This window comes from Sulfitobacter sp. HI0027, from assembly GCF_001634775.1.
GTDB lineage: Bacteria > Pseudomonadota > Alphaproteobacteria > Rhodobacterales > Rhodobacteraceae > Sulfitobacter.
This window is the reverse complement of the sequence record NZ_LWER01000448.1, coordinates 1-12782: the sequence shown is the minus strand read 5'-3', so window position 1 is coordinate 12782 and position 12782 is coordinate 1. Positions and strand designations below refer to the sequence as shown.

Genomic DNA, 12782 nt, shown 5'->3' with positions numbered 1-12782 from the left:
TCTCATTTCAGCCTGAAAAGGGAGCGGCTGCGGCTCTATCCCATCCCCAAACAACGACGATAGCGTCTCAATAGTTCAAAAATATGTCGACACACCGATAAAAGTTAAAAATACATATTGTATTTTTAATGAGGACATAGTTCCTTCATACCACCCCGTACCCCGCCCAGAGAGAGTCGGGGGCGACCAACCCAAGAGGGAGATATCTATGAAATTCACGCAACTCGCCGGGAGCCTCGTGGCTGCGACCGTGATCGGCACCGCCGCTCAGGCCGACAAACTGGACGACATCATTTCTTCGGGCACGCTGCGCTGCGCCGTGGTGCTGGACTTCCCGCCCATGGGCTCGCGCGATGACAGCAACACGCCCGTCGGCTTCGACGTGGATTACTGCAACGATCTGGCCGCAGCACTTGGTGTCGAGGCCGAGATTGTTGAGACGCCTTTCCCTGACCGTATCCCCGCGCTTGTTTCTGGCCGCGCGGATGTGGGTGTCGCCTCTACCTCCGACACGCTGGAGCGGGCGAAGACAGTCGGTTTTTCCGTCCCCTACTTCGCCTTTACCAACGTTGTGCTGACGCGCGAAGACGCAGGCGTCGACAGCTTTGAAAGCCTCAAGGGCAAAACCGTCGGCTCCGTCGCGGGCACGTTTGAGGCCATCGCGCTGGAAGAGCAGGTCGACGCATGGGACGAGGGCAGCTTCCGCTCCTATCAGAGCCAAGCCGATGTGTTCCTGTCGCTGTCCCAAGGCCAGATTGATGCGACGGTCGTGACCTCCACCGTGGCCTCCTCCATCGTTAACGGCGGCAAATTCGAAGGTCTGACCATCGCGGGCGATGCGCCCTTTGACGTGGACTATGTCGGTCTGATCGGCCTGCGTCAGGAATACGGCCTGCTGAACTATCTCGACCTCTTCGTGAACCAGCAGGTCCGTTCGGGCCGCTACCAGGAACTCTTTGACAAATGGGTCGGCGGCGACGCGCCCGACCTGACCATCGCTAAAGCCTATCGTTGATGGATGCGGGGGCCGCAGCTTGCGGCCCCCACTGCCGATAACCGCTGATCGGAGCAAATGATGGGCAACTACACCTTTCAATGGCGACAGGCCTTTCGCGCTTTCCCAGAAATGCTGGAAGGCGCGCTGGTTACGCTGCAAATATCGATCCTGTCGATGCTCATCGGCGTAACGATCGCCGTGCTGCTGGCCGTAGGCCGCGATGCCAAGTCGCGCTGGCTGCGTGCTCCTGCGACCGCATGGGTCGAAGTGGCACGTAACACACCCGCGCTTTTCCAAATTTACATGGCGCATTTCGGGCTTGGGTCTTTCGGGATTTACCTCAGCCCCTATGCCGCATTGCTGGCCGGGATCGCGTTTAACAATGCAGGCTACCTGTGCGAGACGTTCCGCGGCGCGATGCGGGCCATTCCGGACACGCAGCTGCGCGCCGGTCGGTCACTGGGCATGGGGCAAGCAAAAGCGTTTCGCCTGATCATCGTGCCGCAGATGTTCCGCATCTCGTTTCTGCCAACCACAAACCAGATGATCTGGGCGATCCTGATGACCTCACTGGGGGTCACGGTGGGGCTGAATTCGGATCTCGCCGGGGTGACGCAAGACCTCAACGCGCGCAGCTTCCGGACCTTTGAATTCTTCGCACTGGCGGCAGTGATCTACTACGTGATCGCCAAAGCCGTGATGCTCGGTGCACGGCTTCTGGCCGCCCGCCTGTTTCGCTACTGAAGGAAGAGAATAGATGTTTGATACGGCTCTGACCTTCAACGACCTGTTGTTCATGCTCAAAGGCGCAGGCGTGACGCTATCGGTCACCGCATTTGCGGTGGTGGGCGGCACGCTGCTGGGGCTCTTCTTCGGGGTGCTGCGCAGCCAGATCAGCCCTTGGGCGGCCCTTCCATTGACCTTCGTGCTGGATATCTTCCGCTCGGTCCCGCTGCTGATCCAGTTGATCCTTGCCAACGCCTTTCAGGCCATCGCGGGCTGGGGGATTTCGCCCTTCGTGACCTCCTGCATCGTGCTGGGCCTCTACACGTCGGCCTATTGCACCGAGATCGTGCGCGGCGCGATTGAGGCGGTGCCTTCGGTCACCCGCCGTGCGGCGCGCTCGCTCGGCATGACATGGGGGCAGGATCTCACGCAGATCGTCTTTCCCATGGCGCTGCGGGTGGGCCTGCCCAGTTGGATCGGCCTCACGCTTGGCGTGATGAAAGACAGCGCGCTGGTGATGTGGCTAGGCATCATCGAATTGCTGCGCGCCTCACAGATTCTGGTGACACGCCTGCAAGAGCCGATGTTCATCCTGCTCGTGACGGGTGCGATCTATTTCGCGCTCAGTTTCCCCATTGCCCGGCTTGGCAGCCGCTTGGAAAAAAGGTGGCAAGAAAATGATTGAGATTGAAAACGTCCATAAATCCTTTGGCGCACTTCAGGTGCTCAAGGGCATCGACCTGACCGTGCAAAAGGGCGAGGTCGTGTCGGTGATCGGCGGCTCTGGTTCGGGCAAATCGACGTTGCTGACCTGCATCAACGGGTTGGAGCCGATCGACAATGGCCGCATCGTGGTCGACGGCACCGAGGTCCACGCCCGCGACACCGACCTGAACAAGCTGCGCCGCAAAATCGGCATCGTGTTCCAGCAGTTCAACGCCTTCCCGCATCTGACGGTGCTGGAAAACGTCACGCTTGCCCCGCGCAAAGTGAAGGGCATGGGCCGCAAGGAAGCCGAAGAGATCGCGGTGCAGCAGCTTTCGCACGTCGGTCTGGCGGACAAGTTGGGCGTCTACCCCAGCCGCCTGTCGGGCGGGCAGCAACAGCGGATGGCGATTGCGCGTGCATTGGCCATGTCGCCCGATTACATTCTCTTTGACGAGGTGACCTCGGCGCTCGATCCGCAATTGGTGGGCGAGGTGCTGGACACGCTCAAATTGCTGGCAGATGAGGGGATGACGATGATCTGTGTCACCCATGAGATGAGTTTCGCACGCGATGTGTCGGACCGTGTGGCGTTCTTTCACAAGGGCGTCATGGCCGAGATCGGCGCGCCGGATCAGATCTTTGGTGATCCGCAGCAAGAAGAGACCCGTCAATTCCTGTCGAGCGTCCGGTAATGAGCCAATCCCCGGTGACGGTTGTCGGCGCGGGCGTGGTGGGCCTGACCACCGCGCTGGCGCTTCAGGCGCGCGGGCTGCCCGTGCGGGTGATTGACCGTGAGGGTCCAGCGGCGGGCGCGTCGGCGGGCAATGCGGGCGCCTTTGCCTTTACCGAGATACTGCCGCTCGCCTCACCCCGGATGATCCGACAGGCCCCAAAATGGCTGCTGGATCCGCTGGGGCCGCTGTCCGTGCCACCGCGCTATGCCGCAAAGATAGCGCCGTGGATGTGGCGTTTCTGGAAGGCAAGCTGGCCCGCGCAGGTGCGGGCTTCGACCGTGGCGCAGACGGCGCTGATGAAGCTCTCGCAGGCCGCGCTCGACCCGCATCTGGAGTTGAGCGGCCTGGCCCATATGCTGCGCCATGACGGCCAGTTGCAGGTCTATGAAAGCGAGGCCGAGTTTCGCGCCTCGCTCCCCGGCTGGCAGGCCCGCGAAGAGGCGGGGATCGCCTTCAACCATCTCAAGGGCGATGAGATCGCGGCCTATCAGCCCGGTCTTGCGCCCAGCTTCACCTATGCGACCTTCACGCCTGAATGGCAGTCGATCTCGGACCCGCGCGACTATGTGTTGGCGATGGCCGAGCGTTTTCGCGCAGGGGGCGGTGAGATCACGATCACCCGCGCCGAACGTCTCGTCGCGGGCGGGGTCGAGACCTCAGATGGCTTCATACCGGGCCGCGTGGTGCTGGCCGCAGGGGCGCATTCGCATCACTTGGCCCGCACCGCTGGCGTAAAAAATCCGCTGGAAACCGAGCGCGGTTATAACACGACACTGCCTGCAGGCGCGTTTGATCTAAAACGACAGATCACCTTCGGCGGCCATGGCTTTGTCATCAGCAAAGTCGGCGACGGCCTGCGCGTCGGCGGGGCGGTGGAACTGGGCGGGCTAGACCTGCCGCCGAACTTTGCCCGCGCCGATGCGATGCTGAAAAAGGCCAAGCGCTTCCTGCCGGGGCTCGATACCTCGGGCGGCACGCAGTGGATGGGTTTCCGCCCCTCGCTCCCCGACAGCCTGCCTGCCATCGGGGCATTGCCAAACCGCCCGGATGTCTTCTGCGCCTTCGGCCACGGCCATCTCGGCCTCACGCAATCCGCGGGCACCGCCGCCATCATCGCGAACCTGTTGACCGGCCAAGACCCCAGCATCGACCTGACCCCATTCTCTCCTGCGCGCTTTTAGAGGCTGACATGACGCAACACACATTTCCTTGTATCGACGGCCATACCTGCGGCAATCCGGTACGGCTCGTCACCGGCGGCGCGCCACTGCTTAAGGGCGCGAACATGCTGGAAAAGCGCGCGCATTTTCTGGCTGAATATGACTGGATCCGCACCGGCCTGATGTTCGAGCCGCGCGGCCATGACCAGATGTCAGGCGCGATCCTTTACCCGCCAGCGCGCGACGACTGCGACATCGCCGTGCTGTTTATCGAGACCTCGGGCTGCCTGCCGATGTGCGGCCATGGCACCATCGGCACCGTCACCATCGCGCTGGAAAACGGGTTGGTCACGCCCGCCACCCCCGGACAGTTGCGCCTTGAGACCCCCGCCGGGCGGGTCGATGTGACCTACCGCCAAGAGGGGCGTTTCGTCGAAGAAGTACGGCTGACCAATGTGCCCGCCTTCCTCCATTCCGAAGGGCTGACGGCTGAGGTCGACGGATTGGGCGAAGTGGTGGTCGATGTGGCCTATGGCGGGAACTTCTATGCCATCGTCGAGCCGCAGAAGAATTTTCGCGACATGGCGGATTTTTCGGTTTCCGAGCTGGTCGGTCTCAGCCCCAAACTCCGCGCGGCACTCAATGCGAAATACGAATTCATCCACCCCGAACACCCGGCGATTAACGGGTTGAGCCACATCCTCTGGACCGGTGCCGCCCAAGCGCCCGAGGCCCACGCCCGCAACGCGGTCTTCTACGGCGACAAGGCGATCGACCGCTCCCCCTGCGGCACCGGCACCTCTGCCCGGATGGCGCAACTCGCGGCCAAGGGGAAGCTGAAGGTGGGCGACGACTTCGTGCATGAATCCATCATCGGGTCGATGTTCAAGGGCCGCGTCGAAGCGGCGGCGGAGGTGGCGGGAAAGCCCGCGATCATCCCCTCTATCGCAGGTTGGGCGCGGGTCACCGGCTTTAACACCATCTTTATCGACGAGCGTGATCCCTTCGCGCATGGCTTTGTCGTCACCTGACTTGGAAAGGCTCCCCATGGCGCAAGTTATCATTCCCGCCGAGGCCAAAGGCGCGGTGCTCGCATCCTCCGAGGGGCTGAGTTTCTGGGGTGGCGTCGATCCGGCCAGCGGCAAGGTCATCGACGCGCATCACCCGCTGTGCGGTCAGTCGCTGGCGGGGAAGATCGTGTTGATGCCCACCAGCCGGGGGTCTTGCACCGGCAGTGGCGTGCTGTTGGAACTGGCGCTGAATGGCCATGCCCCTGCTGCCCTCGTGTTTCGCGAGGCCGAAGACATCCTGACCTTGGGGGCGCTGATCGCGGGCAAAATGTTCGACAAGCCGCTCGCGGTACTGCGCCTCGGCGCAAAGGACTACGACCTGCTCGCCAAAGCGCGCAGCGCGCGGATTACGCCGGAGATGCTGAGCACGGATGAGTGGGTTCTGCCCCTGTCGGACAAGCCCGCCCGCGATCTGCATCTCACCGCTGAGGATCAAGCAATGCTGGACGGAGCCCACGGCCCGGCCGTGCAACTGGCGATGGAGATCACCTGCACCATGGCGCGCGGGCAGGGGGCCGAGCGGCTGGTCGACGTGACGCGCGTGCATATCGACGGCTGCATCTACGCCAGCCCCGCCAACCTGCTTTTTGCGCAGACCATGGCCGATATGGGATCACAGGTGCGCGTGCCGACCACGATGAACGCGATCTCGGTCGATCACGGCAATTGGCGCGCCCAAGGCGTGCCGCCAGATTTCGGCCTGCCCGCCAGCCGTCTGGCCGACGCCTATGTTACCATGGGCGCGCGGCCCAGTTTTACCTGCGCGCCCTACCAACTGCCCGCCCCGCCCGAGCGTGGCGAGTTCATCGCGTGGTCGGAATCCAACGCGGTGATCTATGCCAATAGCGTGCTTGGCGCGCGGACGGTGAAACATCCCGATTTCCTCGACCTGTGCATCGCGCTGACCGCACGCGCGCCGCTTTCGGGGGTATATCTGGATGAACACCGCGCCCCACGCCGGGTGATCGATGTGACATTGCCCGCGCAATATGACGAGGCGATCTGGCCGATGCTCGGCTGGCTGGCGGGGCAGGCGGCACCGGACCGGATCCCGCTGCTGCGCGGGCTGGAAACCGCTGCGCCGAACGAGGATGACCTCAAAGCGCTCTGCGCCGCCTTTGGCACCACCTCCGCCGCGCCGATGCTGCATGTGGCTGGCGTCACGCCCGAAGCCGATCTGCCCCCCGTGGCTAAGGCCGATACGCTGCGCATCACGCCCCAAGACCTGCGCCGTGTCTGGCGGCAATTCAACGCGGGGCCTGCGCAGGTCGATCTCGTGGCCTTCGGCAGCCCGCATTTCTCGCTCGCGGAATGCCGAGCTTTGGATGCGGCTCTGGCCGGGCGAAAACGTCACCCAGACACGGCGGTTATCGTTACCCTTGGGCATGACACGCTCACGGCGGCGCGTGACGACGGCACCGTGGCGCGGCTCGAAGCAGCAGGGGTGCAGGTCGTGCCCGACATCTGCTGGTGCTCGATTTCCGAGCCGGTCTTCCCGCCCTCGGCCAAGGTGTTGATGACCAACTCGGGCAAATACGCCCATTACGCTCCGGGGCTTTCGGGCCGTGCGGTGCGCTTTGGCAGTATCGCCGATTGCGTGGAGGCCGCCGTGACCGGGCAGGCCGGAGAGGCTTTGCCGAAATGGCTGGCCGAAGAGGAAACAAACGATGCGTAGCAGCAAGACCATTCACGTCATTTCCGCCCATGCGGAGGGCGAGGTCGGCGATGTGATCGTCGGCGGTGTCACCCCGCCCCCCGGCGACACGCTCTGGGAGCAAAGCCGTTGGATCGCGCGGGACCAGACGCTGCGCAACTTTGTGCTGAACGAGCCGCGTGGCGGGGTGTTTCGCCATGTGAACCTGCTCGTCCCGCCGAAAGACCCACGCGCCGATGCGGCCTTTATCATCATGGAGCCAGAGGACACGCCGCCGATGTCTGGCTCCAACTCGATCTGCGTGTCGACCGTCCTGCTGGACGGGGGGATCCTGCCGATGACCGAGCCTGTGACGGAGCTAACGCTCGAAGCGCCGGGCGGGCTGGTGAAGGTCCGCGCCGAATGCCGCAATGGCAAGGCGGAGCGTATATTCGTGCAGAACCTGCCGAGCTTCGCCGCCCGCATGGATATTCCGCTTGAGGTTGAAGGGCTGGGCAGGCTCACCGTCGATACCGCCTATGGCGGCGACAGTTTCGTGGTCGTCAACGCCGCCGCGATGGGGTTTTCACTGGAGGCGCATGAGGCCCATGACATCGCCCGCCTTGGCGTGCGGATCACCAATGCCGCGAATGCCGCGATCCGGTTTGAGCACCCCGAGAACCCCGATTGGCAGCATTTCTCATTTTGCCTTTTTGCCGGGCCAGTCACCCGCGACGCGACCGGTCTGCGCGCCGGGGCGGCGGTGGCAATCCAGCCGGGCAAGGTCGATCGCTCCCCCACGGGCACGGCGCTCTGCGCGCGGATGGCCCTGCTGCACGCGCGGGGGGAAATGGGGCTGGAGGACAGCCTGACGACTGTGTCGCTGATCGGCTCGACCTTTACCGGGCGGATCTTGGGCGAGACGCGCGTGGGCGATCATCCGGCGATCCTTCCCGAACTCTCTGGGCGGGGCTGGGTCACAGGCATCCACCAGCACATGCTAGACCCCGATGACCCGTGGCCCGGCGGCTACCGACTGTCCGACACTTGGGGGGCACGCGGTTAGGCGCCCATCCCTTTCGACCCCCGATCCCCTGGCCAGAGCGGGGTCGGGGCGCGGGGTGGATATGCGCCGCGCTACCGCCGCGCCGCCTCGGCGCGAAGCCGCGGTCCTTGGCTGACGCGAGGCAACGTCTTGCATGCGCTCTTCGTTTTCGATTGATTACTTTTCAATCAGAACACGAACTTTCAATCAACGGAGAGTCACCATGAAGCTACGCACCACACTTGCATCCTCCGCATTGGCGCTCGGCCTTGCGTTTCAGGCCCAAGCCGCCGATGTCCCCGAGGGTGTGAACCTTGCCGAAGATCAAAGCTATACCTTCTGGCTGCTTGACGCGATCAAGTCGATGGACCCGCAGATCAACACCGATGTCGAAGGTTCGGACGTGCTGCGCAACCTCTTTGAAGGGCTTTATAACGAAGACGGCAATGGCGAACTGGTCCCCGGTGTGGCGCTTGACCACGAAGTCTCCGAAGACGGCAAGACCTACACCTTCAACCTGCGCAAAGACGCCAAATGGTCCAATTGCGAGCCGGTCACGGCCAATGATTTCGTCTATTCTTGGCGCCGTTTGGCGGACCCGGCGACCGCGTCGGAATACGCATGGTATATGGAGTTGATGCAGGTCGAAAACGCGCCTGAGATCATCGCCGGGGACAAGTCGCCCGAGGAATTGGGCATCCAAGCCGTCGACGACCACACGCTTGAGGTCAAGATCACCACGCCGCTGCCCTATTTCCCGCAGATGCTGGTGCATGGGTCGACCTTCCCCGTGCTGCAAAGCGTGGTGGAAGAGCATGGCGACGATTGGACCGATGCGGGCACGCTCATCGGCAACGGCGCTTATAAACTGGTCGAGCATCAGTTGGGCGAACGTGTCGTGATGGAAAAGAACGACACCTATTGGGACGCCGACAACGTGGTTATGGAGAAGATCACCGCGCTCACGATCAATGACGTGAACCAAGCGCTGACCCGCTATCTGGCGGGTGAGTTGGACCGCGTGGATATCCCCGCCGGTCAATACCCTCGTCTGAAGAAAGAGTACCCCGAACAGGCGGTCTCAACCCCCTATAACTGCTCCTATATCTACATGCTGAACGTAGGGGAAAAGGGCCCCGAGGCGCTGAAAAACGTCAATGTACGCAAAGCCTTGGCCTATGCCATCGACCGCGACATCATTGTCGAGCGTATCCTGCAAGGCGGTCAGAAGCCGTCGTACAACTGGACCCACTGGGCGATCGCCGATTTCGAGCCTCCCGAGTTGGATTGGGCCGACAATATGGATCAGGCGCAGCGCGTGGAAAAGGCCAAAGAACTGTTGGCCGAGGCGGGATATGGCCCCGACAACCCGCTGGACCTGACGCTGCAGTACAACACATCGGAAGATCACAAAAAGATCGCCATCGCGGCCTCGCAGATGCTCAAACAGATCGGCGTGAACCTGACGCTGGATAACTACGAGTGGAAAGTGCACACCGACCGGATGCAGAACCAAGACTACGACATGGCGCGTTACGCTTGGTGCGGCGACTACAACGAGGCCTCGACCTACCTTGATCTGCTGACCTCCTACTCGGGCCACAACAACGGCGAGTTCTACAATGAGGCCTATGACAAGCTCATGAAGGACAGCAAAACCGCCGAAGATCCGCAGCCGCTTTACAAAGACGCGGAGCGTATCTTGGCCGAGGAAATGCCGATCATCCCGATCTACCACTACGCCAACGTCGACATGATCGCGGAAGACATCGAAGGTCTGCCCGAGAATAACGTCAACAACACGTGGTACGGCAAAGACCTCTATCGTACCGCGGAGTAACCTCTCGACATTCGGGCAGCCCGGCGGTTAAGGCACGGGCTGCCCGATTCTATTCTACACCCCACAAACCCCGTATTCGGAGCGCGCGCCTCTTGCTCAGTTACATTCTCAAGCGCCTTGCGATTGCGATCCCTACACTTTTGGTGTTGATCGTGATTTCCTTCCTGCTGATGCATTCTGCGCCCGGCGGGCCGTTCACATCCGAGCGGGAATTGCCGCCGCAGGTGCTGGCCAACCTAAACGCGAAATACGGGCTGGATGATCCGCTGTGGAAGCAGATCGGTAGCTATGTCTGGGGCATCGTGACCGAGTTCGATTTCGGGCCGAGCTTTGTTTACAAAGACCGTTCGGTGAATGAGATCATCGCCCAAGGTTTCCCGATCACACTGACCTATGGGCTGTTGTCCTTTGCTGTCGCAGTGATCGTCGGCGTTGGCCTTGGCGTGGCCGCAGCGGTGCGGCACAACTCGCTGCTCGATTATGTCGCGGTTGGGGTCTCCATCGGGGCGCAGGTGCTGCCGAATTTCGTCATGGCGCCGATCTTGGTGCTGGTCTTTACGCTCTGGCTTGGTTGGTTGCCCGGGGGCGGGTGGCAAGGGCCGGAGTATTGGATCATGCCGGTGATCGCGCTGTCGACATCCTTCATGGCCTCGATTGCGCGGATCACCCGCTCGTCGATGCTTGAGGTGCTGACCTCGAACCACATCCGCACCGCGCGCGCCAAGGGGCTGCCCGAACGCCGTGTGATCCTGCGCCATGCGCTGAAACCCGCGATGTTGCCGGTGATTTCCTATCTGGGGCCCGCTTTCGTGGCCATGATCACAGGCTCTGTGGTGGTCGATATCTACTTCTCCACCGGCGGCATCGGCAAGGCTTTCGTCGATTCTGCGCTGAACCGCGACTACGCGGTGATGATGGGGGTGACGATCCTCGTGGGCGCGCTGACCATCTTCTTTAACCTCGTGGTCGATATCCTCTACGGGTGGATCGACCCCAAGATCCGGTACTGACATGGTGATGACATCCGAACAACGGGTCGAGGCCAGTGAGATCGCAGGCAAGGGCCGCTCGCCTTGGGCCGATGCGCGGCGGCGGTTCTTTCGCAACAAGGCGGCGCTGATGGGGCTGGTGATCCTCGGCTTCGTCGTGGCCTTTGCGGTTTTTGGCAACAGCTTTGCGCAGTGGTCGAACGAGGAATTGGACTACAACGTCATGGGCCAGATCGTCGAATTGGGTGGGCCGTCGATTGAAAGCGGCCATTACTTTGGCACCGACGATCTGGGGCGCGATTTGTTCGCCCGCACCGTGCAAGGCACGCAGGTCAGCCTCGCGGTGGGCCTTGTCGGCGCGTTGATTGCCTGTGTGGTCGGCACGCTTTACGGCGCGGTGGCGGGCTACTTCGGCGGGCGCACCGACAGCATCATGATGCGGCTTGTCGATATCTTCATGGCCGTGCCTTACATGTTCGTGCTGATCCTTCTGTTGGTCATGTATGGCCGCTCGATCACCATCCTTTTTGCAGGCGTCGGACTGATCTCTTGGATGGAGATGGCCCGCATCGTGCGCGGCCAGACGCTGACCATCAAGGGCCGCGAGTTTGTCGAGGCCGCCCGCGCCACCGGCGTCTCGGCCCCGGTCATCATCCTGCGCCATATCGTACCCAACCTCTTGGGCGTGATCGCGGTTTACGCCACGCTGCTGGTCCCGCTGATGATCCTGACGGAAAGCTTCATTTCGTTCCTCGGGCTTGGCATTCAGGAACCGCTGACCTCCCTCGGGGCGCTGATCTCCGAAGGGGCGGGCACCATCGCCTATGGCACCACTTGGCAGTTGGGTTTCCCGCTGCTGTTCTTCTGTCTCACGCTCTTTGGGGTCACTGCATAAAAGTGACGTTATCGTCCGGCTCGTGCGAACTTTACGGGAACATTCGCGGTTTCAGTCGGGTTTCTGACCTCTGAGGGCATTGTAGAGGCTTGTTTTGCTGATTTTGAGGCGCGCTGCGGCCTCTCGGACGGTCAATCCATCGCTGATATGGGCTTTGGCTTGCTCCAGCTTCTTGAGCGTGACGACAGGCTTGCGCCCTCCTTTTCTGCCGCGCGTTGCAGCAGCCTTCAATCCGGCCTGCGTGCGCTCGACAATGAGGTCACGCTCAAACTCGGCAAGCGCACCGAACAGATGGAACACCAAAGTGCCGCCGGTAGTTGTTGTGTCCACGCCTTCGGTCAGGGATTTGAAGCCAACACCGCGGTCGCCGAGGTCTGTCACTGTTTCCACCAGGTGCTTCATGGAGCGGCCCAGACGGTCGAGTTTCCAGACCAAAAGCGTGTCGCCCTTGCGCAGAAAGGCCAGGGCATTATTCAGGCCAGGGCGTTCGGCTTTGGCGCCGGAGATGACATCTTCAAACACAGTTTCGCAGCCCGCAGCTTTGAGCGCATCCACCTGCGGTTCCAGCTTTTGCTCAGTGGTCGAGATCCGCGCATATCCAATCAGAGCCATGAAGATAGCCTTGTCCGTTTTCCTGTCCATAAATCAACTTGTCCGACTTCCCGTTGTCAAGCCATATTGGCGGACGGAACGGGTCGTTCCGCCTAACGAGCGTTTCACGGACTTGGGACAAAAGAGGGTATTTTATGGCACGGCGACAAATATTGACGGCAAGTTTTTGGTCTCGGCTGATGGCACCACCCTCGAAGGATCGAGAAGTCGCGATGTATTGCACGCTCACCCCGGATGAGATCGAGGTTGTCGCCAGAAAGCGAACAGCTGCTGCGCGTCTGGGCTATGCCGTATCATTGGCTTATCTACGCCATCCCGGGCGGGTTCGTAATGTTGGAGAACAGGCCAACGACGTGATGCTGGCCTTTCTTGC

General features: G+C 61.7%; 13 protein-coding genes. 12 read left to right on the top strand and 1 reads right to left on the bottom strand.

The window, feature by feature from the left end:
• Positions 1-208 precede the first annotated feature (208 nt).
• The 11 genes from A3722_RS21380 to A3722_RS21330 all read left to right on the top strand — a co-directional run bounded on the left by A3722_RS21380 (position 209) and on the right by A3722_RS21330 (position 11797).
• A complete protein-coding gene (locus tag A3722_RS21380; RefSeq protein WP_067624957.1) occupies positions 209-1015 on the top strand; it encodes an ABC transporter substrate-binding protein in 807 nt (268 codons plus the stop codon).
• 60 nt (positions 1016-1075) lie between these two features.
• The gene (locus tag A3722_RS21375; protein ID WP_067624959.1) at positions 1076-1741 is read left to right on the top strand and encodes an amino acid ABC transporter permease; all 666 of its coding nucleotides are present in this window, start codon (positions 1076-1078) and stop codon (positions 1739-1741) included.
• A gap of 13 nt (positions 1742-1754) precedes the next feature.
• On the top strand, positions 1755-2408 hold the full coding sequence (locus A3722_RS21370) for an amino acid ABC transporter permease (RefSeq protein WP_067624962.1): 654 nt from the start codon (positions 1755-1757) through the stop codon (positions 2406-2408).
• Positions 2401-3123, top strand: coding sequence for an amino acid ABC transporter ATP-binding protein (locus A3722_RS21365; protein ID WP_067624965.1), 723 nt, complete (start codon positions 2401-2403; stop codon positions 3121-3123). The genes A3722_RS21370 and A3722_RS21365 overlap by 8 nt, the downstream gene beginning before the upstream one ends.
• A complete protein-coding gene (locus A3722_RS21360; RefSeq protein WP_067624968.1) occupies positions 3123-4346 on the top strand; it encodes an NAD(P)/FAD-dependent oxidoreductase in 1224 nt (407 codons plus the stop codon). Before A3722_RS21365 ends, A3722_RS21360 begins: the two co-directional genes overlap by 1 nt.
• An 8-nt stretch (positions 4347-4354) precedes the next feature.
• On the top strand, positions 4355-5356 hold the full coding sequence (locus A3722_RS21355; RefSeq protein WP_067916445.1) for a 4-hydroxyproline epimerase: 1002 nt from the start codon (positions 4355-4357) through the stop codon (positions 5354-5356).
• Positions 5357-5372: 16 nt separating this feature from the next.
• Positions 5373-7070: a cis-3-hydroxy-L-proline dehydratase gene (gene lhpI, locus A3722_RS21350; protein WP_067628402.1), complete on the top strand. Its 1698-nt coding sequence runs from the start codon at positions 5373-5375 to the stop codon at positions 7068-7070.
• Positions 7063-8094: a trans-3-hydroxy-L-proline dehydratase gene (locus tag A3722_RS21345; RefSeq protein ID WP_067916437.1), complete on the top strand. Its 1032-nt coding sequence runs from the start codon at positions 7063-7065 to the stop codon at positions 8092-8094. Before lhpI ends, A3722_RS21345 begins: the two co-directional genes overlap by 8 nt.
• Positions 8095-8296: 202 nt before the next feature.
• The gene (locus tag A3722_RS21340; protein ID WP_067625843.1) at positions 8297-9913 is read left to right on the top strand and encodes a peptide ABC transporter substrate-binding protein; all 1617 of its coding nucleotides are present in this window, start codon (positions 8297-8299) and stop codon (positions 9911-9913) included.
• Positions 9914-10005: 92 nt separating this feature from the next.
• A complete protein-coding gene (oppB, locus tag A3722_RS21335) occupies positions 10006-10923 on the top strand; it encodes an oligopeptide ABC transporter permease OppB (protein ID WP_067625840.1) in 918 nt (305 codons plus the stop codon).
• Position 10924: 1 nt separating this feature from the next.
• Complete coding sequence (locus A3722_RS21330; protein ID WP_067625837.1) at positions 10925-11797, top strand: ABC transporter permease; 873 nt, start codon at positions 10925-10927, stop codon at positions 11795-11797.
• A gap of 51 nt (positions 11798-11848) precedes the next feature.
• Here the strand turns inward: A3722_RS21330 and A3722_RS21325 are convergent, their stop codons facing one another.
• Entirely contained in the window at positions 11849-12409 is a 561-nt protein-coding gene (locus A3722_RS21325; protein ID WP_037955014.1) for a recombinase family protein, read from the bottom strand.
• Positions 12410-12543: 134 nt separating this feature from the next.
• On the opposite strand from A3722_RS21325, the gene A3722_RS23695 reads away from it, so the two are divergent.
• The coding region (locus tag A3722_RS23695) for a DUF4158 domain-containing protein (RefSeq protein ID WP_150120574.1) at positions 12544-12782 on the top strand (239 nt) is incomplete at its 3' end.

Bases quoted from the DNA above. Each gene is read 5' to 3' on its own strand.
- A3722_RS21370 (WP_067624962.1), top strand. From the start codon at position 1,755: ATGTTTGATACGGCTCTGACCTTCAACGACCTGTTGTTCATGCTCAAA.
- lhpI (WP_067628402.1), top strand. From the start codon at position 5,373: ATGGCGCAAGTTATCATTCCCGCCGAGGCCAAAGGCGCGGTGCTCGCA.
- A3722_RS21365 (WP_067624965.1), top strand. From the start codon at position 2,401: ATGATTGAGATTGAAAACGTCCATAAATCCTTTGGCGCACTTCAGGTG.
- A3722_RS21340 (WP_067625843.1), top strand. From the start codon at position 8,297: ATGAAGCTACGCACCACACTTGCATCCTCCGCATTGGCGCTCGGCCTT.
- A3722_RS21375 (WP_067624959.1), top strand. From the start codon at position 1,076: ATGGGCAACTACACCTTTCAATGGCGACAGGCCTTTCGCGCTTTCCCA.
- A3722_RS21330 (WP_067625837.1), top strand. From the start codon at position 10,925: ATGGTGATGACATCCGAACAACGGGTCGAGGCCAGTGAGATCGCAGGC.
- A3722_RS21380 (WP_067624957.1), top strand. From the start codon at position 209: ATGAAATTCACGCAACTCGCCGGGAGCCTCGTGGCTGCGACCGTGATC.
- A3722_RS21345 (WP_067916437.1), top strand. From the start codon at position 7,063: ATGCGTAGCAGCAAGACCATTCACGTCATTTCCGCCCATGCGGAGGGC.
- A3722_RS21325 (WP_037955014.1), bottom strand. From the start codon at position 12,409: ATGGCTCTGATTGGATATGCGCGGATCTCGACCACTGAGCAAAAGCTG.
- A3722_RS21355 (WP_067916445.1), top strand. From the start codon at position 4,355: ATGACGCAACACACATTTCCTTGTATCGACGGCCATACCTGCGGCAAT.
- A3722_RS21360 (WP_067624968.1), top strand. From the start codon at position 3,123: ATGAGCCAATCCCCGGTGACGGTTGTCGGCGCGGGCGTGGTGGGCCTG.